Annotated in this window: 16 protein-coding genes; 9 read left to right on the plus strand and 7 right to left on the minus strand. The window is 73.8% G+C overall.

Translation table 11 applies throughout. The features are described 5' to 3' along the window. Window positions 1–46: 46 nt before the first annotated feature. Complete coding sequence (locus WMF27_RS19290; protein WP_437767426.1) at window positions 47–1,420, minus strand: hypothetical protein; 1,374 nt, start codon at window positions 1,418–1,420, stop codon at window positions 47–49. A gap of 197 nt (window positions 1,421–1,617) precedes the next feature. Further along, on the minus strand, window positions 1,618–4,365 hold the full coding sequence (locus WMF27_RS19295; RefSeq protein WP_437767425.1) for a transglycosylase SLT domain-containing protein: 2,748 nt from the start codon (window positions 4,363–4,365) through the stop codon (window positions 1,618–1,620). Window positions 4,366–4,642: 277 nt separating this feature from the next. On the opposite strand from WMF27_RS19295, the gene WMF27_RS19300 reads away from it, so the two are divergent. The 3 genes from WMF27_RS19300 (at window position 4,643) to WMF27_RS19310 (ending at window position 7,687) form a co-directional block, all read left to right on the plus strand. Further along, a complete protein-coding gene (locus WMF27_RS19300; protein WP_437767424.1) occupies window positions 4,643–5,125 on the plus strand; it encodes a MarR family winged helix-turn-helix transcriptional regulator in 483 nt (160 codons plus the stop codon). A gap of 356 nt (window positions 5,126–5,481) precedes the next feature. Further along, window positions 5,482–6,648: a hypothetical protein gene (locus tag WMF27_RS19305; protein ID WP_437767423.1), complete on the plus strand. Its 1,167-nt coding sequence runs from the start codon at window positions 5,482–5,484 to the stop codon at window positions 6,646–6,648. A 241-nt stretch (window positions 6,649–6,889) separates the two neighbouring features. Then, window positions 6,890–7,687, plus strand: coding sequence for a CDP-alcohol phosphatidyltransferase family protein (locus tag WMF27_RS19310; RefSeq protein ID WP_437767422.1), 798 nt, complete (start codon window positions 6,890–6,892; stop codon window positions 7,685–7,687). A 19-nt stretch (window positions 7,688–7,706) separates the two neighbouring features. Here the strand turns inward: WMF27_RS19310 and WMF27_RS19315 are convergent, their stop codons facing one another. After that, window positions 7,707–8,420 (minus strand): cob(I)yrinic acid a,c-diamide adenosyltransferase, encoded by a 714-nt coding sequence (locus WMF27_RS19315; protein ID WP_437767421.1) that lies wholly within the window; start codon window positions 8,418–8,420, stop codon window positions 7,707–7,709. Window positions 8,421–8,517: 97 nt separating this feature from the next. Between WMF27_RS19315 and WMF27_RS19320 the strand changes: the two genes are divergently transcribed. Both WMF27_RS19320 and moeB read left to right on the plus strand, forming a co-directional pair. Further along, window positions 8,518–10,068, plus strand: a complete 1,551-nt coding sequence (locus WMF27_RS19320) for a hypothetical protein (protein WP_437767420.1) — start codon at window positions 8,518–8,520, stop codon at window positions 10,066–10,068. Window positions 10,069–10,270: 202 nt separating this feature from the next. Further along, a complete protein-coding gene (gene moeB, locus WMF27_RS19325) occupies window positions 10,271–11,434 on the plus strand; it encodes a molybdopterin-synthase adenylyltransferase MoeB (protein WP_437767419.1) in 1,164 nt (387 codons plus the stop codon). Window positions 11,435–11,558: 124 nt separating this feature from the next. On the opposite strand, the gene WMF27_RS19330 is transcribed toward moeB, so the two are convergent. Next, on the minus strand, window positions 11,559–11,891 hold the full coding sequence (locus WMF27_RS19330; protein ID WP_437767418.1) for a hypothetical protein: 333 nt from the start codon (window positions 11,889–11,891) through the stop codon (window positions 11,559–11,561). Between the two features lie 182 nt (window positions 11,892–12,073). Here WMF27_RS19330 and WMF27_RS19335 point away from each other — a divergent pair, with 182 nt between their 5' ends. From WMF27_RS19335 to WMF27_RS19350, 4 genes are all read left to right on the plus strand, one after another. Next, window positions 12,074–12,526, plus strand: coding sequence for a hypothetical protein (locus WMF27_RS19335; RefSeq protein ID WP_437767417.1), 453 nt, complete (start codon window positions 12,074–12,076; stop codon window positions 12,524–12,526). Window positions 12,527–12,689: 163 nt separating this feature from the next. After that, window positions 12,690–13,706: a tetratricopeptide repeat protein gene (locus WMF27_RS19340; protein WP_437767416.1), complete on the plus strand. Its 1,017-nt coding sequence runs from the start codon at window positions 12,690–12,692 to the stop codon at window positions 13,704–13,706. Window positions 13,707–13,824: 118 nt separating this feature from the next. Continuing rightward, a complete protein-coding gene (locus WMF27_RS19345; protein WP_437767415.1) occupies window positions 13,825–14,040 on the plus strand; it encodes a hypothetical protein in 216 nt (71 codons plus the stop codon). Between the two features lie 64 nt (window positions 14,041–14,104). After that, the gene (locus tag WMF27_RS19350; protein ID WP_437767414.1) at window positions 14,105–15,598 is read left to right on the plus strand and encodes a hypothetical protein; all 1,494 of its coding nucleotides are present in this window, start codon (window positions 14,105–14,107) and stop codon (window positions 15,596–15,598) included. Window positions 15,599–15,604: 6 nt separating this feature from the next. Here WMF27_RS19350 and WMF27_RS19355 read toward each other — a convergent pair whose 3' ends face one another. From WMF27_RS19355 to WMF27_RS19365, 3 genes are read right to left on the minus strand one after another with little or no spacing between them, the layout of a single operon-like run. Beyond that, a complete protein-coding gene (locus WMF27_RS19355) occupies window positions 15,605–17,437 on the minus strand; it encodes an ArnT family glycosyltransferase (protein WP_437767413.1) in 1,833 nt (610 codons plus the stop codon). After that, the gene (locus WMF27_RS19360) at window positions 17,434–18,420 is read right to left on the minus strand and encodes a hypothetical protein (RefSeq protein ID WP_437767412.1); all 987 of its coding nucleotides are present in this window, start codon (window positions 18,418–18,420) and stop codon (window positions 17,434–17,436) included. The genes WMF27_RS19355 and WMF27_RS19360 overlap by 4 nt, the downstream gene beginning before the upstream one ends. A gap of 9 nt (window positions 18,421–18,429) precedes the next feature. Then, window positions 18,430–20,514, minus strand: coding sequence for a hypothetical protein (locus WMF27_RS19365; RefSeq protein WP_437767411.1), 2,085 nt, complete (start codon window positions 20,512–20,514; stop codon window positions 18,430–18,432). Window positions 20,515–20,683 lie beyond the last annotated feature (169 nt).

The following is a 20,683-nucleotide window of genomic DNA, read 5'->3' on the forward strand; positions in this document are numbered from 1 at the left end:
GGCGAGGCGACCGCGGGAGACGCCGCAGGAGCTCCGGAGCGCGGCGCTAGAGCTCGCCGTGGATGGGCATCGGCACCCGCCAGGCGACGATCTCGGCGTGCTGCTCGCGGCTGAAGGGCCGCTCGAGGAGCCGCGTGCACGACTGCCGTGAGCGGAACAGCTCGAGGATGTAGCCCATGCGCTCGGGCAGCGACGCCCAGTCCTCTGCGCCGCAGCCGTGCGTCGTCTGGTCGTGCGCGTTGTACTCGCTCAGGAGGTCGAAGAGCTCGCGATCCTCGATGGTCGCGAGCTCCGCGCAGTGGAGCGGCAAGCCGGGCGGCGGGGGCAGGTCGTGGCCGAGATCGAGGAGCTCGTCCGGCAGGCGCATGGTCATCATTTCCTTCGTGGCCAGCAGACGCCAGAGCTCCTGCACCTTCTCGGCCTGCTCCCGGATGACGGACCTCAGCGGCTCGGGCAGGAGCCGTCCGGGGACGCCGATCGAGTCGCGCACGCAGCGGACGGGCGCGTTGAGCGCCCGCGCGATGTACGGCTGGAGCCGCACCTGCTCGTGCAGCCCGACGAGCGCGTTGGCGAGGAGGACCAGCTCCGCCTTCCTGTCCTTGTCCTCCGTGAGCATCGCCTCGTGGTAGCGCGCCACGGCGCTGCGGAGCAGCCCCTGCCCGCCCTCCCGAGACTGCCCTGTCTGCAGCCCGTCGAGCAGCGCGGCGAGCTGCGCGTCGCCGGGCCGCGGGCACTCGCGATAGAGGTGGATCATGCGGACGAACAGGGGTCCGAGCTCCTCGAAGACCTTGAGGTTGCCGAGGGCGATGTCCGAGCTCAGCTCGCGCAAGATCCGCTCTGGGATCTCCATCAGATCGAGGCCATGACCCCACCAGGGCGTGAGCAGGTTGACGCCGCTGACGAGCGGCGAGCGCTGGGGCTCGCCCTTGCCGCGCCCCGTCGTGACGCCCGCGCGCTGCGAGATCACCTCCCGCTCGTCCTCGTCCGAGAGGATCAGCTGCCGGAGCACCGCCGGCACCTCCTCGTTGCGGATGAACCGCCCCGCGGTCTTCGAGGCCCACGTGGCGAAGGTGCACCAGTGGGCGTTGCGGCCGCCGAGCAGCTTCACGAGCTCCGCGGAGATCTCGTAGTAGCACTGGGTGATGAGCAGGTTGCGCAGCACCGGCTGCCGCTCCAGCCCGATGACCGCGGGCACGTGCTCGAGCAGCGAAGGCAGCTCGGACACCTCCGAGAACCGCACGCCGGAGTGCGTCCTCGCGGTGGTCCGCGGCGCGCGCTCCACGACGCCGCTTCGCGTCCCCCGGAGCGCCTGCGCCTCCGCGGGCGACGAGAGGGAGGGCCGATAGACACCGTCCTGGAAATTGCCGGAACGCTCGCTCGCCGGTGCCGCAGCCATCAGCGGCTTCACAGGGGTCGTCATTCTCCCGTGCTATCTCCGATCGCTACCAGCTGTCCATACCTGTCCATAAGTTCAAGATGAAAAATGCCGGCTGGCACGCGGCGAGCTGAACATGTGACGCCGGTTACACGCCGGCATGTTCAGCGGCGCCTGGCCACGCTCGGGCCCCCTCGGCCGCGCTCGGCCGCGCTCGGCCGATTGAACACGCGCCAGCGGCCTCACGGCGGCTGCGGTGGAGCGAGCGGCGGGAGCGTCGAGGGGGCCCCGGCCGCCACGGCGCTTCCGCCGCTTTCGTTACGTGGCCAGGTCGTGACGCTCACCCGACGCTCTCGGCCGAAGGTCCGCGCGACCACGGCGCGCACATCGGCCGGCTCGACCTCCTCGAGCGCGCGGAGCAGCCTCGGCAGGCTGCCTGGGTCGAGCGCAGCCCGCAGCCGCAGATCGGTGATCGGCCGAGGAGACGCGGGCGGCGGCGCGACCGTCGCGCGCCGGGTGAGCGCTCGCTCGAGATCCAGCTTGAGCAAGGCCTTCGCGAGGGCCAGCTCCTTCCAGGTGGGCCCGGACGTCGCGAGCGACGCGAGCTCGGCGTCGAGGCGCTGCTCCAGCTCGGCGGCGCTGCGCGACGGCGCGGGCGTGAGCTCCACCGCCGCGACGCTCGCCTGCGCGCCGAGCGACAGGCGCCCCGTCACCTCCGACGCGAGCTGCCCCTCGGCCACGAGGGCCTTCGCGAGCCGCGCGACGCGCGGGCTGACGAGGATCTCCATCGCCACCCGGAGCGGCGCCTCGTCCGTGCTTCCCTCCGGCGGCGCGATCCAGCCATAGAGCAGCCGCGGCGCCGGCACCGCGTCCTCGATGACGATCCGCTCCTCGCGCGGATGCGGCCCGACGGGCCGCTCCGGCTCCTCGACGGCGCGCTGGAGCGAGCGCGCGAGCGCCCGCTCGACCGCCGCGCGAGAGACGTCGCCCGAGAGCGCGATCGTCGCCTGGGCCGCGGCGCGCTCGCGCCGGAGCGACTCGGTGAGCAGGAGCTCGCTCGCCGCGCCCGCGTCGCCGCGCGCCCCTATCAAGGTGCCCTCCAGCGGGTGACCGGCGGGGAACAGCGCGTCCCCGAGCGCCAGCCACGAGGGGCCGTACGGCGCCCGCTCGAGCGCGCGCCGCGAGGCCGCGCTGGCCTGCCGCCTGAGCTCGGCCACGCGCGCGTCGCTCGCCTCGCCGAGCAGCATCCTGAGCCGCGCGGCGACCAGGTCGACGCCGACGTCGAGATCCCGCGGAGGCACGGTGATCGCGACGCGCGCCTCGCTGGCGAGCGCGGGCCCCGCCGCGCCGGCGTCGCCCGCGGGCCGCGCCGGGACGGCGACGGCCGCGCTGATCGAGACGAGCGGCGCCGCGGGGTCTTCCCGGAAGTCGACCGCGATGCCGTTCGGGAGGCGGAAGCGCTGCACCTGCTCCTGGCCGAGGCCCGCGAGGAGCCCGATCTGCTTCTCGATCGCCGCCTCGCGCCCCTTGAGGGCGCGGCGCGCGCTCGGGGCCCCGACGTCGTCGAAGGGCGACGCCGGGACGAGGCGCCCGCTCCGGATGCCGAGCGGGTCGTCCTCGAAGGCAGGGCGAAAGCCGACGCCGTCGCCGATCATCACGATCGGGAGCCTCGCGTCGAGCGCCTCCGGGTTGCCGAGGAGCGGCATGGGCGCCGGCGCCTGGCCGGGCGGGGTGAAGAGGGGGAGCCGGTTCCGACCGAGCGACACGGGGCGAGGCGGCAGCGACGCGCCGTCCAGCGCGAGCTCGCCGATCGCGGCGCGCCGCGGCAGCCCAGCGCTCGCGCCGTCGCCCTCGTCCTCGTCGAGCTCCTCGTGGTCGAGGTAGGCGGGGAAGAGGGCCATGGCGCGCGCGACGCGATCGGCGGGCAGCGAGATCAGGTGGTCGACACGGCCGGGCGGGACACGGTCGCGCAGGAGCTCGGGGTTGTGCTCGCGCAGCACGGCCGTCGAGATGCCCGCGGCGCGCGCGATCGTGCGGAGGCGCGTCCCCGGCGGCACCGCGACCTCGCCGAGGTCGAGCGGCGGGAGAGGCGCGACGTCGGGCAGGTCCAGCCCGAAGCGGCCGCGGTTCGCCGCGACGATCGCGAAGGCGATGATCTGCGGAACGTAGTCCGCGGTCTCCTTGGGGATGGCGCCGGCCTGCGAGAGCTCCGCGAGCCCGACGGGCCCGCGGGCCTCGGGATCGCGCGCCGCCGCGACCTTCGACAGCGCGCGGAGGACCCCCTCGTGGCCGAGGTTGTACGCCGCCAGCGCGAGGTCCCAGCGGCCAAAGCGCTCGTACAGGTCGCGCAGGTGCGCCGTCGCGGCGTCCGTGGCCCGCGTGATGCCCATGCGGGCGTCGATCCACTCGGACTGCTCCAGGCCGTAGGCCTCGCCCGTCCTCGGCATGAACTGCCAGAGCCCCGCCGCGCCGGCCGGCGAGACCGCCCGCGGGTCGAAGCCGCTCTCGATCGCCGCGACCCAGAGCAGATCCTCCGGGAGGCCCGCCTCGCGGAGCGAGCGCTCGATGATCTCGCGGTACGCGCCAGCGCGCCGGAAGCGCCGCTGGAAGAGGGCGCGCCCCTCGTCGGACTGGGCGAAGAAGCGGACGAACCGCATCGTGCGGCGCGTGAGGGGCACGTCGAGGTCCGGCATCGCCAGCGTGGCCAGCACCGCCCCGTCGGGGTCCTCGAGATCCTCGTCCGCCGCGGGCTGGAACTCGTGCACGAGGAGCGCCGTGAGGGCGGGCGGCGCGTCGCCGGCGGGCGGAGGGCAGGCGTCGACCGTCGGCGCGAGGGCGGGCGCGCGATCGAGGAGGCTGGGATCACGGAAGGCGCGGTACGCCGCCGAGAAGGACGCGCGCACCGATGGCGCCTGGCCGACGGCCGCGCCCGAGACGCAGAGCAACGCGCCGAGCCCGGTCCACAGAGCGGCTCGCCGTGCCCAGCTCATCGACGTGGATCTTGCTCCGAAACCGCCCGCCAGCGCTACGGCAAAGCGCGAAGACAACGGCGGCGCCGTGGGTTGCTCGACATCGCCGCGCTTCCCGGTGCGCCCCGGCGCGCCCGCGGCTTCCCGCGATGTTCCCGCCCGAATTCCCCGGCGAATTCCCCGGCGAATTCCCCGGCGATCTGCCCCGGCGCCGCGCCCCGCGCCTGCCCGGGGCCGACGGCCCTCGCTGCGACCAGCACTAGCCGCCCGCGCCCGGGCGAGCTAGCACGCGTCGGCGATGCGCTCGTCTCCAGCGAGACCCCCTTCAGAGAAGAGCCCTCGGCTGGGCGAGGTGCTCGACTTCATGAAGCTCCTGTGGGCCGTCGATCACGGCCTGCAGTCGACGTCGAAGCGCATGGAGGCGAAGATGGGCGTGACGGGCCCGCAGCGGCTCGTCATCCGCATCGTCGGGCGCTACCCGGGGATCTCCGCCGGGCGGCTCGCCGAGATCATGCAGCTGCACCCGAGCACCCTCACGGGGGTGCTGAAGCGGCTTCAAGAGCGCGGGATCATCGAGCGCCGGGTCGACCCGAACGACGGGCGCCGCGCGCTCCTGGGCCTCACCGCGCGCGGGCGCGAGCTCGACAGCCTCCGCACCGGCACGGTGGAGGCGGCCGTGCGACAGGCGCTGAAGTCGGTGCCGCGACGCAAGCTCGACGCCGCGCAGGACGTGCTCGCGGCCGTCGCCGAGGCGCTGCAACCGCAGCAGGGCGGCGCGTAGCGCCGCCGGTCGGATCCGCGCGCGCGGCGCGCGATCCAGCCAGGGCAGCGCCGATCGGAGAATGCCCGCAGGCGCGCGCGGCGCTTGCGCCGAAGCGCGCCGGGCGAACGGCGCTCCGCTCCCCGAAGCTCGGCGCGCGCTGCGTGATCTGCGTGAAGCGCAGGGCCGGGCCGCGACCCGCGGCCCCTCCGGACATCGAACAGAGAAACGGCGGTCGTCCCGCGCGGCGATCCGCGCCTCGCCGTCTCCGAGACGGAGGACGTCGCCGCGCCGGACCCGTGAATCGAGGCACTCGGCGCGATCTCCGCGCGGCGCGCGCCGCGCCGAGCGCCTCCCATCACCACGACGGGGGAACAATGAGGCACTGGGTTCTTGGCTCCATCAGCGCGGCGATCATCGCCGCGGCGTGGGGCTGCGGCTCCGAAGAACGAGTCGGGAAAGCAGAGTCGGGGGGCGGCGGGCACGCAGCGGGAGGCGGTGGGCACGCGGCGGGAGGCGGCGGGACCGGGAGCCATGCCGCGGCCTGCACGATCGCGGCCGAGGGCCTGAAGGTGAGCAGCGGCCGCGGGGTCACGCCCTCGATCGCGTGGACCGGGGCGGGCTTCGCCATCGCGTGGCAGGAGCGCGCGGCCGACGAGGGCGACATCCTCCTCGCCACGGTCGACGCGGAGGGCAACAAGCTGCGGGAGGAGGTGATCGATGACGGGCCGGGCGTCTCCAGCCACCCGAGCGTCCACCGCGACGGGCAGGGCCTGCTCGTCCTCTGGCAGGATCAGGACGGCGCGGGCAGCGTCGTGCGCGGCCGCCGCGCGACGCTGCAAGGCGTCGCCGAAGGCGCGGCCTTCGATCTGGCCAGGAGCGGAGCGGCCGAGTCCTGGCCCACCGCGGCGGCGAGCCAGGACGGGACGCTCATCGCGTGGATGGACGCGGGAGGATCGCGGCTCGGCCACCTCGACAGCGGCGCGCTGAGCAGCTCGATGCCGCTGGATCAGGCGCAATTTCCGGCCGTCGCTTCGGACGGCGAGAGGACCGCGCTGGTCTGGAGCCAGGGCGACGCGCTCGGCTTCGCCAGGCCGGGCCAGGAGAGCGCTCCGCTCGATCCGATCGCGCACCAGGGCGTCGACGCGAAGGTGCCGCGCGTCGTGCTCGGCGGAGACGACGCCTTCCTCGTCTGGGAGGACACCCGCAGCGGCGCGGAGCAGATCCGCGGGCTCCGGATCTCCGCGCAGGACGAGGTGTCGCCCGAGGCCATCGTCTCGCGCGGCGAAGACAGCGCCAACTGGCCGGCGCTCGCGTGGACGGGGCACGGCCTTGCCGTCGCGTACTACCAGTTCCGCGACGGTCCCCCGGGCGTCTTCGTCACGCTGCTGAGCCGGGACCTCGAGCCCATGGGCGACGAGATCGAGGCGAGCGGCGGCGCGACCGCCCGGTACCCGGCGCTGGCCTGGACAGGCCAGGAGCTCGGTATCGCCTACACGGAGCAAGACCAGGGCATCCGGCTCTCGCGCGCCCGTTGCCCCTAGCTCCGCCCGCCCACGCGGCGGCGCGATCCTCCGCGGCCGTTCACCTCATCCATCATCCATCCCGCGCGCGGGGACACGGCCAGGCCGCCCGCGACGGCGCGAGGTCGTCGCTCGCAGCGGCGCAGCCCGATCGCCCGCGGCGATGCGCCCGCGTCGCCGCCGCGGCCCCGGATCGAACCCTGCAATCGCCCTCGGCGTGGCCGTCCTCCCCTGCGCCTTTGCGATCCTAATCTGCACAGCCGTGCTCGGCGCCTACGCCGTGCGCGTCGCGCGCCGCGGCCGACCCGCGATGCCGCGGCTCGGCGCCTCGCCTGGGAGCGCGCTGCTCCCCAGGCCGGTGGTCGAGGCCTTCTACTGGTCGTTCCACGCCCCCGCGCGCGCGCTCGTGCGCCTCGGCGTCTCGCCGGACGCGCTCACCTACCTCTCGCTCGGCCTGTCGCTCGCCTGCGCGCCGCTGCTCGCGGCCGGCCGCTTCCGGTCCGGCGCCGCGCTGCTCATCGCCGGCGCCGTCCTCGACGCGCTCGACGGCATGGTGGCGCGCGAAGGCGGCACGGCGTCGCGCGCCGGCGCGGTGCTCGACTCGTGCCTCGACCGCCTGTCCGACGCCGCGCCGCTCATCGGCCTCGCCGTCTTCTACCGAGAGCACCCCGCGGCGCTCGCGATCCCGCTCGTCGCGATGGTCGCCTCGTCGCTCGTGAGCTACGCGCGCGCCAAGGCCGACGCCTACCGGATCTCGCTGCCCGACGGGCTCATGCGCCGGCACGAGCGGGTCGCCTACCTCGTCGCGGCGCTCGTCTTCGGTCCGGCCGTGCCGACCACGCGGCTGACCGGCGCCCTCCCCTTCCCGATCACGATCGCCTGCCTCGCCCTCGTGGCAGGCGTCGGCCTCGCCGCGGGCCTGCGGCTCGTGCAGCGCACGCGCGCCGCCCTCGCGGCGGCCGACGCGACGGCGCTGCGCGAGCCGAGAACGACCGCGCGCTCCGGTGGAGAGCACCCGCGCCTGCTCCGCGGCGGCAAGGCCACGAGCGCGCCGCTGTGAGCCGGCCAGGGCGGCGCGGTCAGGCGGGCGGCGCCTTGCCGCCGCTCGCCGAGGCGTCGGGCTCCCAGAGGAGCTCCGGCGTTCCGAGGAGCGCGGCCGCCCAGCGGCTCCAGACGAAGAGCGCGTCGCTCAGGCGGTTCAGGTAGCGGACCGCGTGCGGATCGGCGTGGCCGGCCTGGGCGAGGCGCACGCAGCAGCGCTCCGCCCGGCGGCACACCGTCCGCGCCACGTGGAGGTCCGTGTTGAGCCGCGAGCCGCCGGGGAGGACGAACGAGCGCAGCGGCGGCAGATCGGCCTGGCAGCGGTCCATCTCGGCCTCGAGGAGATCGATCTCGGCCTGCGTCACGCGCGGCTGCTTCGGGTGGACGTCCTCCGGGAGCGTCGCGAGGATCGACCCGAGGTTGAAGAGCTCGTGCTGGACGCGGAGCAGCGTGCGCCCGAGCTCCACGAGGCGCTGGGCGCCCTCGCCCGGCGCCCCCGGGAGCAGCTCGATCAACGTCTGCCGCGCGGCGCCGACGAGCGCGTTGAGCTCGTCGACGGTGCCGTAGGTCTCGATCCGCGCGTCGTCCTTCGGGACGAGCTGCCCGCCGACGAGCCGGGTCAGCCCGCCGTCCCCCTGCCGCGTGTAGACGCGGTTGATCGTGATCTTCGGCTCCTTGAAGACCCGCGCGCCGCCGCGCTCCCCGCCGTCCGGCTCGTGGTCGCCCGTCCCGCGCGTATCGTCGTCGCTCACGGGGAGCTCACGTAAGGCCGCAGCGCACGAGGGTCAAGAAACGCCGCCGGAGGCGATGTTGACGATCCTCCGGGGGAAGTGGAAGAGTCCTGCCCCTATGCGCTCAGCAGGGCCGCTGCTCCGTCATCCCGTCTCCATCGTTCTCGTCCTCGCCGCGATCCCCGTCGCGGCGGGCTGCGCCGCCGAGCCGGCCGCGCGACCGGCGCCGAAGCCCGCCGTCACGGCGGAGATGGCGCGCATCGCGGAGAGCCAGCGCCGCGTCGACGAGGCGAGCCGCGCGCTGTCCGACAAGCGGTACGACGACGCCCGCGGGCTGCTCGACAAGGCGAGCGGGCTCGGCGTCGACTCGCACCGGTACCAGATCGGCGAGCTGCGCGAGAAGGTCGACAGGCGCGAGGCGAAGGTCTGGGCCGACGACGCCGCCGAGCTGCTCGACCAGAAGGAGTGCGAGGCCGCGTTCCACAAGCTGTCGGCGCGGATCGACGAGCTGAAGAGCGAGGCGTTCACCCACGAGGTCCGGCGGCTCGTGGCGTCGCAGGCCGCGGCGTGCGCGAGCAGGAAGGTCGACGACGCGACCATCGCCGGCAAGCTCGCGGAGGCGCGCGCGTTCCTCGCGGCCCCGCCGACGAGGGCGGTCCTCGGCGACGCCGCCACGGACCGGCTCACCGCGGAGCTCGACGCCACCATCGCCGAGGTCCTCTATGGCCAGGTCGAGGCGGACGTCTCGGCCGGACGCTGGGCGAGCGTGGTCGAGAAGCTCGACGCCGCCGTGAAGCGCGGAGACACCTCCGAGGAGCAAGGGCGCGCGATCCTCGGGCGGGTCCGCGCGGCCGCGGCGCCACGGCTGGCCGAGCTCGCCGGCAGGGCGCTCGGCACCCAGGACGCGACAGCCACGCTCGAGCAGCTCGACGCCACCATCGCGCTCCTGCGCTGGGAGGCGCTCGCGCCCGACGCGGCCGAGCTGCCGGGGAGCGGCGCGCTGCCCGAGCTGCTCGCGCGGAAGCGCGCCGCCCTCGCGGCGTGGGTCGAGGCGCGAAAGGTCCGGATGAAGCCCATGAAGAAGCCGGGAAAGCGCTGGTCTCACGGCACCGTCGCGGTCTCGCCCGCGTCGGACAGCGACGGCGAGCCGACGCGCAGCCTCCTGCCCTCGACGCCCGTGTGGGTCATCGGCCAGACCAAGGATCGCGCGCTGGTGACCGAGGTCGACCCCGGCACGGCCGTGATCACGGCGGCGTTCGACCTCGCGATCGGGTGGGTGCCGCTGCCGCGCCTCGCCCAGGAGCCGACCGTCAACTGGCTGCCGCCGGACGACCAGCTGAAGGGCGAGCGCGTGTGGGGCCCGCTCCGGGAGAAGCAGCCGACGCTCGAGCTCGGCGTGGTGAGCGACGTCCAGGGCGCCGACATCACCGTCCGGCGGCTCGCCGACGACGCCGAGATCAAGCTGCCGCGCAAGCAGCTCCGCAGCGGGCGCCTCGCCCCGGGCACCAAGGTGCTCGCGCTCTGCAAGTCGGAGAACGAACCGGCGACGATCATCGACGTGCCGCCCGCGGGCCGCGTCGCGCGCATCGAGTGCGAGGGGGGCATGCAGAAGGAGGAGCCCCTCGCCTCGCTCCGATCGCGGCCCGATCTCTTGCCCCGCAGCCGCTAGCGCCGCCCCGGCGGAGCCCAGCCCTCCGGCCGCCGCCGGGCGGCTGGCTGCGCCGCGCCGGCAGACCGAGCCGACGCGCCGCGCCCCCGCCGACAGGCGCGGCGCTCGCTCTGCCCGCGTGGCCACAATTCTCGACCGCCGGCCGTCCGTCGTTGACTCGTAGCGCCGAGCACCTAAGTCTCTCCATCCCTGAGGAGCCACGATGCCTACGACCTATAGCGACCTCATCTCCTACGTCCGCAAGTCCATCCGCGAGCTCTCGCTGACTGAGCTCAAGCGCCGCCTCGACGACAAGGTCCCGATGGTGCTCCTGGATGTGCGTGAGAAGGAGGAGTACCGCGCCGGCTTCATCCCGGGCGCCATCTCGATCCCACGAGGCTTTCTGGAGATCCAAGTCGAGCAGAAGCTGCCGGACAAGTCGGCCCCCATCGTGGCCTATTGCGCCGGCGGCACGCGCTCGGCGCTCGCCGCGAAGACGCTCCAGGAGCTCGGCTACACCAACGTGGAGAGCGCCAACCCGGGCTTCTCCCGCTGGAAGGACATGGCCTACCCGGTCGAGATGCCGCCCAACCTCACGGACGCGCAGCGGGATCGGTACTCCCGGCACCTGCTCCTGCCCGAGGTCGGCGAGGCGGGGCAGGCCAAGCTGCTCGCCTCCAAGGTGCTCCTGCTCGGCGCCGGCGGCCTCGGCAGCCCGGCGGCCCTCTACCTGGCCGCCGCCGGCGTGGGGACGATCGGCCTCGTCGACGCCGACGTCGTCGACAACTCGAACCTCCAGCGGCAGATCCTCCACGCGACCTCGCGGGTGGGCAAGCCCAAGGTCGACAGCGCCGAGATCGCGATCCGCGACCTGAACCCCGACGTGAAGGTCGTGAAGTTCCAGGAGCGCGTCGACAGCGGCAACGTCGACCGCATCTTCGAGCAGTTCGACATCATCGTCGACGGGTGCGACAATTTCCCGACGCGCTACCTCGTGAACGACGCCTCGGTCTTCACGAAGAAGCCGGTCGTGCACGGCTCGATCTTCCGCTTCGAGGGCCAGGTGACGACGTTCATGCCGGGCGTCGGCCCCTGCTACCGGTGCCTCTACCCCGAGCCGCCGCCCCCCCACCTCGCGCCGAGCTGCCAGGAAGCGGGCGTGCTCGGGATCCTGCCGGGGACCGTCGGCATGATCCAGGCGACCGAGGCGATCAAGCTGATCCTCGGCATCGGGGCGCCCCTCATCGGCCGGCTCCTCACCTACGACTCGCTGCGGATGAAGTTCGGCGAGCTCAAGCTGCGCCGCGACAAGAACTGCCCCGTCTGCGGCGAGTCGCCGACCATCACGAGCTACATCGACTACGAAGGCTTCTGCACGCTCGGCTGAGCGGACACGCCACGCGCGGCGCGCTCGACGACGAGCGCCCGCGCGGCGGGGCGTGCGCGACGGCGACCAGACCCCCGTCCACGACGACGAGCGCCCGCGCCGCGCGGCCGGGCGCCCCACCGTGTCACGAGGGGTACTGGAGCACCGTGGCCTTCTCGGGCCGCTCGATCGCCTCCACGCGGCTCGTCACGATCTGACGCTCCATCCCGTCCTGATCCATCTGCGTGAAATAGATGGGGCTGCCGACGCGCGCGTTCTGCGGCTCCGGGATCACGACGCCGTTCGGGTTGATCCGGACCGCGCCCTGGAGCTTCAGGTGCAGCGCGAGGTGGGCTGACCTGAACTTGCGCGCGGCCCGATCGCGGACCGCGACGCAGATGTCGTCGCGGACGTGATACTCCGTGTTGCGGGTGACGAAGACCCGGTGCTTGCGGCGCTCCATGCCGGTGTAGTCCATGCTCGCTCCTTCGCGCCCTTCGGCGCGGCACGCATCGTGGCAAGGCGCGCCGCGCGTGGCCAAATTCGTCGCGGCCGCGCGGCCCCGGCGTCCCGCACGAAATCAGGTGCCGCAGCAACTTTGTGCGAATCTCCGCGCGCTTTTGGGACGCAGCGCGCAGCGGTGCCACGATCGCGATCGCCATGTCGCGCAGCGAGCGTCTACCCGGTCCCGGTCTGGCGAAGGTCCAGCGTCCACCGCTCCTCCAGCGGAGGCACGTCGAGCTCGTGACCTGCTCGACGGGGCGCCTCCACGCGCTGTTCGACGGCGCCGACGTGCTGAGCGAGGGCGGCACCCGCGACGAGGGGGGCGCGCTCGTCTACTACGGGTCGACCAGCCTGCACCTCGCGCTGCCGCCGGACGCGCCGCTGGCGGCGCCGCTCGATCGGGCGCTCGCGCTCGACCCTCACCTCAGGCTGCGCGCGCTCCGCGTGGCGCACCGGGAAGCCGCCGCGCGCGCGGGGGGCCCGCTCGGGCCGATGCAGGCCGAGATCCGCTGCGGCTTCGCGCCGCACGCCGCGGCGGTCTCGTTCGCGCTGACCGTGGACGTCACGGCGCGCGTGCTGATAACGACGGGCAGGACGGCGCGCGCGTGATGGCGATGCAAGGACCTTCCCGACGAGAGCGCGACCGCGGGCCGTGCCCCCTTGACGCGCGTGTCCACGTGGAGAACGGGAGCACTCCGGCGCGCGGCGGGGTACGCTCCCCACGACGCGCTCTGCCTCCGCCGATCCTCGGCGCGGAGCCGGTGACGCTGCGATGAGCAAGAAGGACCGTTCCGCCTCCGGAAATTCCGACAAGGTGATCCACGTCGTGTTCGGCCCTGGTGGCGGGCGGGTGTCGCAGCCCCCGCCGGCGCCGCGGGCGGGCGCGACGGAGGCGCCGCTCCCTGCGCCGGGCGCGCGCGAGCCGGTCACCGACATGTTCACCGGCACCGAGGTCGCGCGGCTGCTCGGCATCTCGCCCGGGCGACTGCGCTCGCTCGATCGCGCCGGCATCGCGGCGCCGAGCGGCAGGCGGCGGGGGCGGCGCGCGTACACCTTCTCGGACCTGATCGCGCTGCGCGCCGCGCGGGACATGATCGCCCGCAAGGTGCGCCTGCGCGACGTCGCGCGGGCGATCGACAACATCCGGACCGCGCTCCCCAAGGTGACGCGCCCCCTCGCCGAGCTCCGCGTCGCCTTCGACGGCAAGGCGGTCGTGGTCCGGGGCGCGTCGGGCGCGTTCGAGCCGCTCACGGGGCAGATGGTGCTCGACTTCGAGGTGAAGGAGCTGCGCGACGACGTCGTGCGGGTGCTCCGCCCGAGGGTGGGTCGGGAGCGCGCGCGCACGGCCTACGAGCTCTACATGCAGGCCAGCCAGCTCGATGAGGATCCGGCGACGATGGACGAGGCCGAGGCGCTCTACCGTCGCGCGCTCGAGATCGACCCGTGGCTGGCCATCGCCTACACGAACCTCGGCAACATCTGCTTCCGGCGCAACGCCGAGGAGCAGGCGGAGGCGCTCTACATGAAGGCGCTCGATCTCGACGCGTCCCAGCCGGAGGCGCAGTACAACCTCGGCTACGTGATGCTCGAGCGCGGCCAGGCGGCCGACGCCATCCGCTATTTCCAGGGTGCGATCGGGAGCGATCCGCGCTTCGCGGACGCCTATTACAACCTCGCGATGGCCTACGAGCAGATCGGTGATCCGACGAAGGCGCGCCCGTGCTGGCGCAGGTACCTCGAGATCGAGCCGACCGGCACGTGGGCCGAGATCGCGCGCAGGCACCTCTGAGGCGGGCGCCGCGGGCGTCGCCGACGCGCCCGCGACGTGGCAGGTCTTGGCGGTCGGAACCAGCGAGTGAGCGCGAGAGGTTGCTAGAGCGCGCTCCAATTCAGGAGAGGTGAACGAGATGAGCGACGTGGGATCGGCCCGGCGGGCCAAGGACGAGCTCAAGGCCAAGATCAGCGGCGAGCCGTGGTGTGTCGGCATCGGGGTCGAGCGGGAGGACGGGGTCGGCTTCATCGTCCGCGTCAGCATCCGGTCCGGAGGAGCCGACGCGGCGCGCGCGGTCATCCCGGAGCGCGTCGGCGGCGTGCGGATCAAGGTGATCGAGAACGACCCCTGAGCACGGCCGATCCGCGGTCTTCAAATATCGCCAGGCCGCGCAAACCGTGTAAGCTGCGCGCCTCGTGAACGAGCGCAATCTCTCCCGCCGACTTTCCACGAGCATCGTTGACGCGTTGAAGGCGCACGGGCACATCCTCGTGGCCAGGGGGGGCTCGACGGCGCTCGCGCGCGAGCTGGAGGACAAGATGGCTGCGGACATCGCGACCATCACGCCTCGGCTCGAGCCGTGGGCCCTCGTCGACGGAGAGCCCACGACCACGTTCGGCACCGACGAGATCGACGACCAGGTCGAGGAGCTCGTGGCGAGCCTCACGAGCACGTTGATGGAGTCCGAGCACGTCGAGGACATCTTCACCGAGGACAACGTGATCAAGCGCGATGTCTTCCGCGTGATGCGCGACGCGCTGCTCGGGCCGCGGCCCGAGCTCGGCCTCGAGGACGACGGCCCTGTGCACGTGCGCCTGGACACGCTCGGGTACGTCGCCTCGACGGTCGGCAAGCGCGCGCCGGCGCAGGTGCTGCGCGAGTCGCTGACGCGCGCGGCCGAGAGCGCCGGCGGCAAGCTGACGGGCTACGATCCCGAGCTCCGCGAGGCGATCTTCTCGCTCGAGAGCAGCGACCCCGACGCGCGGCTCGAGATCGAGGAGGCGGTGGCCGACGAGCTCTCCGATCTCGTCGAGTCGAAGGTGGTGACGCTCCCGATGATGGAGCGCCGCTTCGAGCTGCAGCGCAAGATCGAGGCCGGGGCGCGCGGCGGTCTGCGTCAGCGGATCGACTCCATCGCATCGAGGATGCTGCGCGAGGGCGGCTGTGCCGCGTCGTGGGAGCTCGCGGGCGACCGGGTCCTCAAGCTCAAGCTCACGCCGCTGTCCGAGCAGGATGCGCTCGAGATCGACAGCCACATGACCGACTTCAAGCGTGAGATCGCGGCGGTCCTCGGCGACCCGCTCGACGAGCTCGACGAGCTCGACGTTGCCCGGAAGCCGGCCGCCGCTCCCCTGCGCAACGACGCCCCGCCGCCGTTACGCCGCGAGCCTGCTCCGGCCGCGGCGGCGGTGGAGGACGAAGACCTCGACGAGGAGGACGAGGGCGAGGACCTCGACGAGGAGAGCGAGGGCGAGGACCTCGACGAGGAGGGCGAGGGCGAGGACCTCGACGAGGAGAGCGAGGGCGAGGACCTCGACGAGGACGAGGACGGAGACCTCGACGAGGACGAGGACCTCGACGAGGACGAGGACGAGGACGAGGACCTCGAGGAGGAGGCGCCCTCGAAGAAGGCCGCTCCGCGTGAGAGGCCCCGCAAGCCGGCCGAGCCGGCGACGGAGCAGCCCGCGGCGAGCAAGCCCAGGGCCGCGGCGGTCCGAGGCGCGAAGAAGAAGCCGGCGGCCGCGACCAAGAAGGCGAGCGCGCCGGCGGAGAAGGCGGCGACCGGGAAGGCCGCGGCGCCGGCCTCCGTGAAGAAGGCGGCGAAGGCGCCCGCCAAGAAGGCGGCGAAGGCGCCTGCCAAGAAGGCGGCGAAGGCGCCCGCCAAGAAGGCGGCGGCGAAGAAGCGCTGATCGCGCTCAGCGGGCGCGGTTGCGGTAGACCAGGATCACCGGCACGCCATCGGGTCCGGCGATGTGATCCGGGCTCGTGGTCCCGAACGCGACCCACGCCTGGTACGCCTGCCCCAGCATGTGCTTCTCGTGGTGGTAGAGGGCGAAGTCCGCGCCCGCGACCGCCCCCACGCCGCGGATGTCCGCTCGCAGGCGCCCGTCGCGCAGCAACATCTCCCACGCCGGGCCAGCGGTGTCGTGGATGTACACCGTCCCTCGGGGTGGGACGTGCTCGTTGAGGTACGCGACGACAGCGCCCGTGGTGTACCCCCAGAACGTGCGGTTCAGCCCGAGGTTCGCCGCGCCGGGCGCGCCGCCGACCAGCGGCGTGTAGCTCGAGAGCGCCCACGGGTGCGCGTGCAGCGTCTCGGCGATGGGCGCCGCGACCACCGCCGCCCCGAGCAGCGCCGGGACCAGCGGGCCGCGCGCGAGCGCGGCCGCGCGCGCGGTGTCCGCGCCGGCCCACGCGCGGGAGCCGCGCGCGCGTCGGGAAAGCAGCAGCGCGCGTAGACCGGCGCGCGCGCGCCGCACGGCGGCGGAGAACGCGGCGCCGGCGAACAGGGCGATGAACGGGTAGGCCGTCATCCAGTGCTTCGTGCCGCCGAAGATCGGCGTGCTCGGGGAGAGCCAGGCGCCGTACACAGCGGCGATGGCGAGGAACCAGAGGAGCGCCGTGCCGCCGGGGTCGTCCGCGGGCGGACGGAGCCGCGCGGCGAGCGCCCGCTCCGCGGCGAGCGCGAGCCTCCCGCCTTCCGGGGCGAGCCGCGCCGCCGCGCACGCGAGCGGGTACAGGAGGCGCTCGCGCGCTGCCGCGCAGAGCCCCGCGGCGAAGAGGCCCAGCGTCACGACGGGGACCGTCGCCGCCGTCATCACGGGCGCGTAGGCCCTCGGCATCGGAGGCGTCCAGTAGTTCCGGCCGAGGAACTCCATGTTGTAGTACTCGTGGTTCAGGTGAAACGACGCGTACTCGCGGAGGCGCGGGAGCGTGTCGCGCCAGATCCACGGCCAGAGCGCGTAGAAGACGAGCGGGCCGATCGCCGCCATCGCGGCGAGCGCGGCGAGCGCTCGCCGGGCGCCGCCGGGCCGCGCGGGCGACGCCGCGGGCGACGCCCTCGCCGCGCTCGCGCGCAGGGCGATCCGGTCCCTGAGCTCCATGCCGACGGCGTGCGAGACGCAGACGATCGGCAGGAACCAGGAGTTGTGCTTCGTGTCGAGCGCGAGGCCGAAGGCGACCCCGGTGAGCACGGGCCACAGCGCCCCGCCGTCGCGCAGCGAGCGCCAGTAGGCGTAGGCGCACAGGGCCCAGACGGTCACGATCGGCGCGTCGAAGCACGCGAGGTGCGCCTGGTAGAAGTACCGCGGCAGCATCGCGAAGAGCGCGGCCGCGGACGCGCCGGCGAGCCGATCGCGCGCCTGGGTGCCCCAGAGGTACACGAGCGCCACGCCCACGCCCGACAGGACCATCGCGGGGAACCTGTAGCTCGTGCCCTCCATGGCGAAGAGCCCGAGCCGCTTCTGCAGGACGAGGTTGGAGAGCGCGAAGAGCGACTTGATGAGGCCGGGGTGCTCGTGGTTCACCGACCAGGCGGCGTCGATGCTCCGCGGATCGAGCGCCCCGCGCGGCGAATCCAGGAGCGCCTGGAACCACGCCCCGTAGCGGTCCGCGGCGAAGAAGTAGAAGCCCTCGTCGCGCGCGTAGCCGAGATCGCCCGCCGTCGCGAGCAGGAGGGCGACGTACGCCGCCGCGAGCGCGAGCGCGATCAGGCCGTCGGCGGGCGCGAGGGGCGCCGGGCGCTTCATCGGGTGTCCGCCTCGAAGCAGGTGTGGCGGTGGGTGTAGTCGGCGGATCTCACGGCGAACTCCACCTCGGCCTCGGCCGCGCCCGCGTGGGCGCCGAGCGGGAACTCGAACGCCGCCCACCCGTCGCCGTCGGCGTGCGTCGCCTCGCCCACGGCCTCGCCGTTCACGCGCACGGACAGCGTGACCGGCGCGCCCCGCCGCTCCCGCTCGATGATCCAGTACATACCCACGTGCCCTCGGATCACCGAGCCGAGCGGGACGCCGCGGAAGCGCGTGACGATCTCGCCGTCCCTCGGCGGGTGCGACCAGATGCACCGGCGAGGGCGGAACTCCTCGTCCGCGATCACCGTGACGCCCACGTTGAAGAACGGGCCGCCGGGGCACTCGAAGCGCTCCGCGGGGAACGTCGGGTTCCCGCCGAGCCCGCCGGCGGCGATCCGCGCGCGCGGGTTCCAGCGGCACGCGGCCGGAGGATCCGTCACGCGCACGTCGGCCGACGCCGGCGCGACGTTGTCGACGAAGTCGTAGGCGACGCGCACGGGCGACGGGTTCACGAGGCGCCGGAGCACGAAGGGGCCGCGCTCCTGCCGCGCCTCCTCGCGGAAGCCCGCGAGCTCCTCGGCGCGCTGGCCGAGGACGCTGATCTCGACCGCGGCCGCGTAGCGGCTCTCGTCGGGCCGGGCGGCGTCGCGCAAAGGCATCAGCTCGTCCCCGAGCGCGCGGCGCGCGGCCGGATCGGCCCACCCGGGCGCGACGACCACGAGATCCCCCGGCCGCTTCATCGCCGCGAGGGGCGCCCCCACCTCGCGCCAGGCGTCGAAATCCGGAGCTCTTTCGCTGAAGTACACGTGCGCCACGAGCTCTCCGAGGCCGAGCGCCGGCAGGCCGAGGAGGGCGAGCAGGCCGAGGGCGCGGCGCCGGCCGCGCGCGCTCGCCGCTTCGCCCGCGGGCGAGGGGGTCTCGCGGGGTTGCGCCGGGATCACGGCGCAACCCTACAGCTCGATCGCGTAGACGACGCTGCCGAGCGGCATGCGCTGCATGCGCTCCTCGATCACGCCGCGGAGCGCCTTCCAGGCGCCGGCCTTCTCGACGTACGTCTCGCGGAGGCGCAGCGCGCCGGCCTTGTCGCCGCGCGCCTTGATCCCGAGCACCGTCCTCGCGAGCGCCTCCGCCGCGGCGGGCAGCTTGTCCGACTGGATCGAGAAGCACCCCTTGTCCGCGCCGTTCGCCGCGATCTCGCCGCGGTAAAAGCCGATCGCCCCCGCGTCGAGCAGGCTGCCGAGCTGGATCGCGGCGAGGTGACCGTACGGCCGCGGCTCGCCGCCCGCGGTGTACATGCCCTGCCCCGTCTGCCCGAGCGCCCAGATCACGTCCCTCACCTCGGACATGCGGGCGAGCGCCGGGTCGAGGACGCCCTTCTGCGCGAGCCAGCCGGTGAAGAAGAGCGCGCCGGTCTGGGCCTTGAGCTCCTCGAGCATCACGGCGAGCGGCCCGCCGAAGATCTCGTCGTCGGTCTTGCCCTGCACCTTGTAGCCCTGCGCCGGGCCCAGGTTGTGGGCCGCCTCGTGCAGCACCGTCCCGAGCGCGGCCACGGGGCGCTCGAGGGACACGCTCTCCATCGTGGTCTTGCAGAGGAGCGACGCGGCGACCTCCCGGAGCGCGGCGCGGCTGTCGTCGTCCTGCAGGAGGTTCACCATGACCACGGTGCGGCCGCGGCCTTCGGTCGCGACCGGCCCCCAGTTCGGCAGGCTCTGCCCTGACGTCCCGCCGGTCGCGGCGCGCGACTCGCCGGCGTTCAAGAGGACGTCGATGAAATCGGGCAGGTGGAAAGCGACCCTGCGCGCCCTGTACGGCGCGCCCGCGAGGCCCGCGAACGCCGTCTCCATGTCGGACTTCACCGGATCGAGCTTCTTCTGCCAGGTCAGCGACTCCTGGTTGATCCGCGCGAAGCTCACGTGAAAGCCCGCCTTGCGGCTGCACGGCTCCCAGTAGGTCTCGTCCGGCCCCACGCGCAGGTACCACGCCGAGTTCTCGGCGTTCATCTTCGCCCAGGGCTCGTCCGCGGCCTCCCAGCGGTTGTCGAGGAACGCCTGCGACGCCGCGAGCAGGTAGGCCTTGAAGGCGGCCTCGCTCGGGCTCTGGACCGCCTCGGCCGCCGCCTTGAGCTCCCGGCTCACCGCCTCCATCTCGGGCTTGTAGGCCTCGCTGTAAGGCACGGCCTTGAGGGCGCCGCGCTCCTCGACCACGACGGTGAAGGGAGAGAGGAGCGCCTTCTGATCCGGGCGCGCCTCGAGCGCGGCGCAGAACTTCTTGTCCTGCTGGAGGCGCGCCGGATAGACGCCGGTGACGCGGGGCGGCCTGCTCGGCAGCGCGCTGCAGTTCGGATCGTCGCGCGTCCTGGGTTGCTGGCACCAGGGCCCCTGGTTGCGCCAGAACAGCGCCCGGCTGGCGGGGTCGTCGGCCGGGATCTCGTCGGCCATGCCGGCGGAGCCGAGCTGCTTCGCGTGGATCTGCTCGATGAGCTCGGCCACCCTGAGCAGGTGGCCGACGATGGCGCGATCCTCGGCGGGCGCGCCGCGGAAGTCGGACCGGAGGAGCGAGGGGCGGCCGGCCGCGAGCTCCGCGAGGACGGCATCGCGGCGGCGCACCTCGGCCTCGTCGAGGCCAGCGCGCAGGTGGCCCTCGGCCTTGACCCTGGTCATCGCGGCATACGCCGACGTGAACGCCGGGGTGAAGGCCCCGGTGGCGACCCAGGCCGGCGCCGGGGTGTGATACCAGAGGGCGGAGACCTCGTCGGGGTCGACGGCGCCCGAGCCGTTGTGGTCGGCGATCCAGAACAGCGGGAGATCGAGCTCCACGGCGATGCGGTTGAGCTCGAGCCGGGGGATCCGATCGAAGCGCGGGGCCTGGGGCGCGGCCTGGGTGGGCGTGGGCGCAGGTGGCGCGGCCGGCGGCGGCTCGGCCGGCGGAGGGAGGTGCGGAGCCGAGCAGGCTGCGCCCGCGGCGAGGGCGGCGAGCCCGGCGAGGGCGGCGAGCGGGGCGCGGCGGGACGGCGGGATCGAGACGGGGATCTTCATGGCTGGAGCTCCGAGGGGCCCTTGCCCTGCGAGGCGCGCGAGACGGCCGGGAGGCCCACGAGAGCGCGGAGGCCGCGCCGCGAGAGCGCCCGGCACCCTGGTCGCGCCGCGAGAACGCCTCCCCGCGCGATCGGCCGCCGGACTGCCAGACGCGCAGGAGCGTAGATCA

The sequence above is a fragment of the Sorangium sp. So ce281 genome (assembly GCF_051527395.1).
GTDB lineage: Bacteria > Myxococcota_A > Polyangia > Polyangiales > Polyangiaceae > Sorangium > Sorangium cellulosum_B.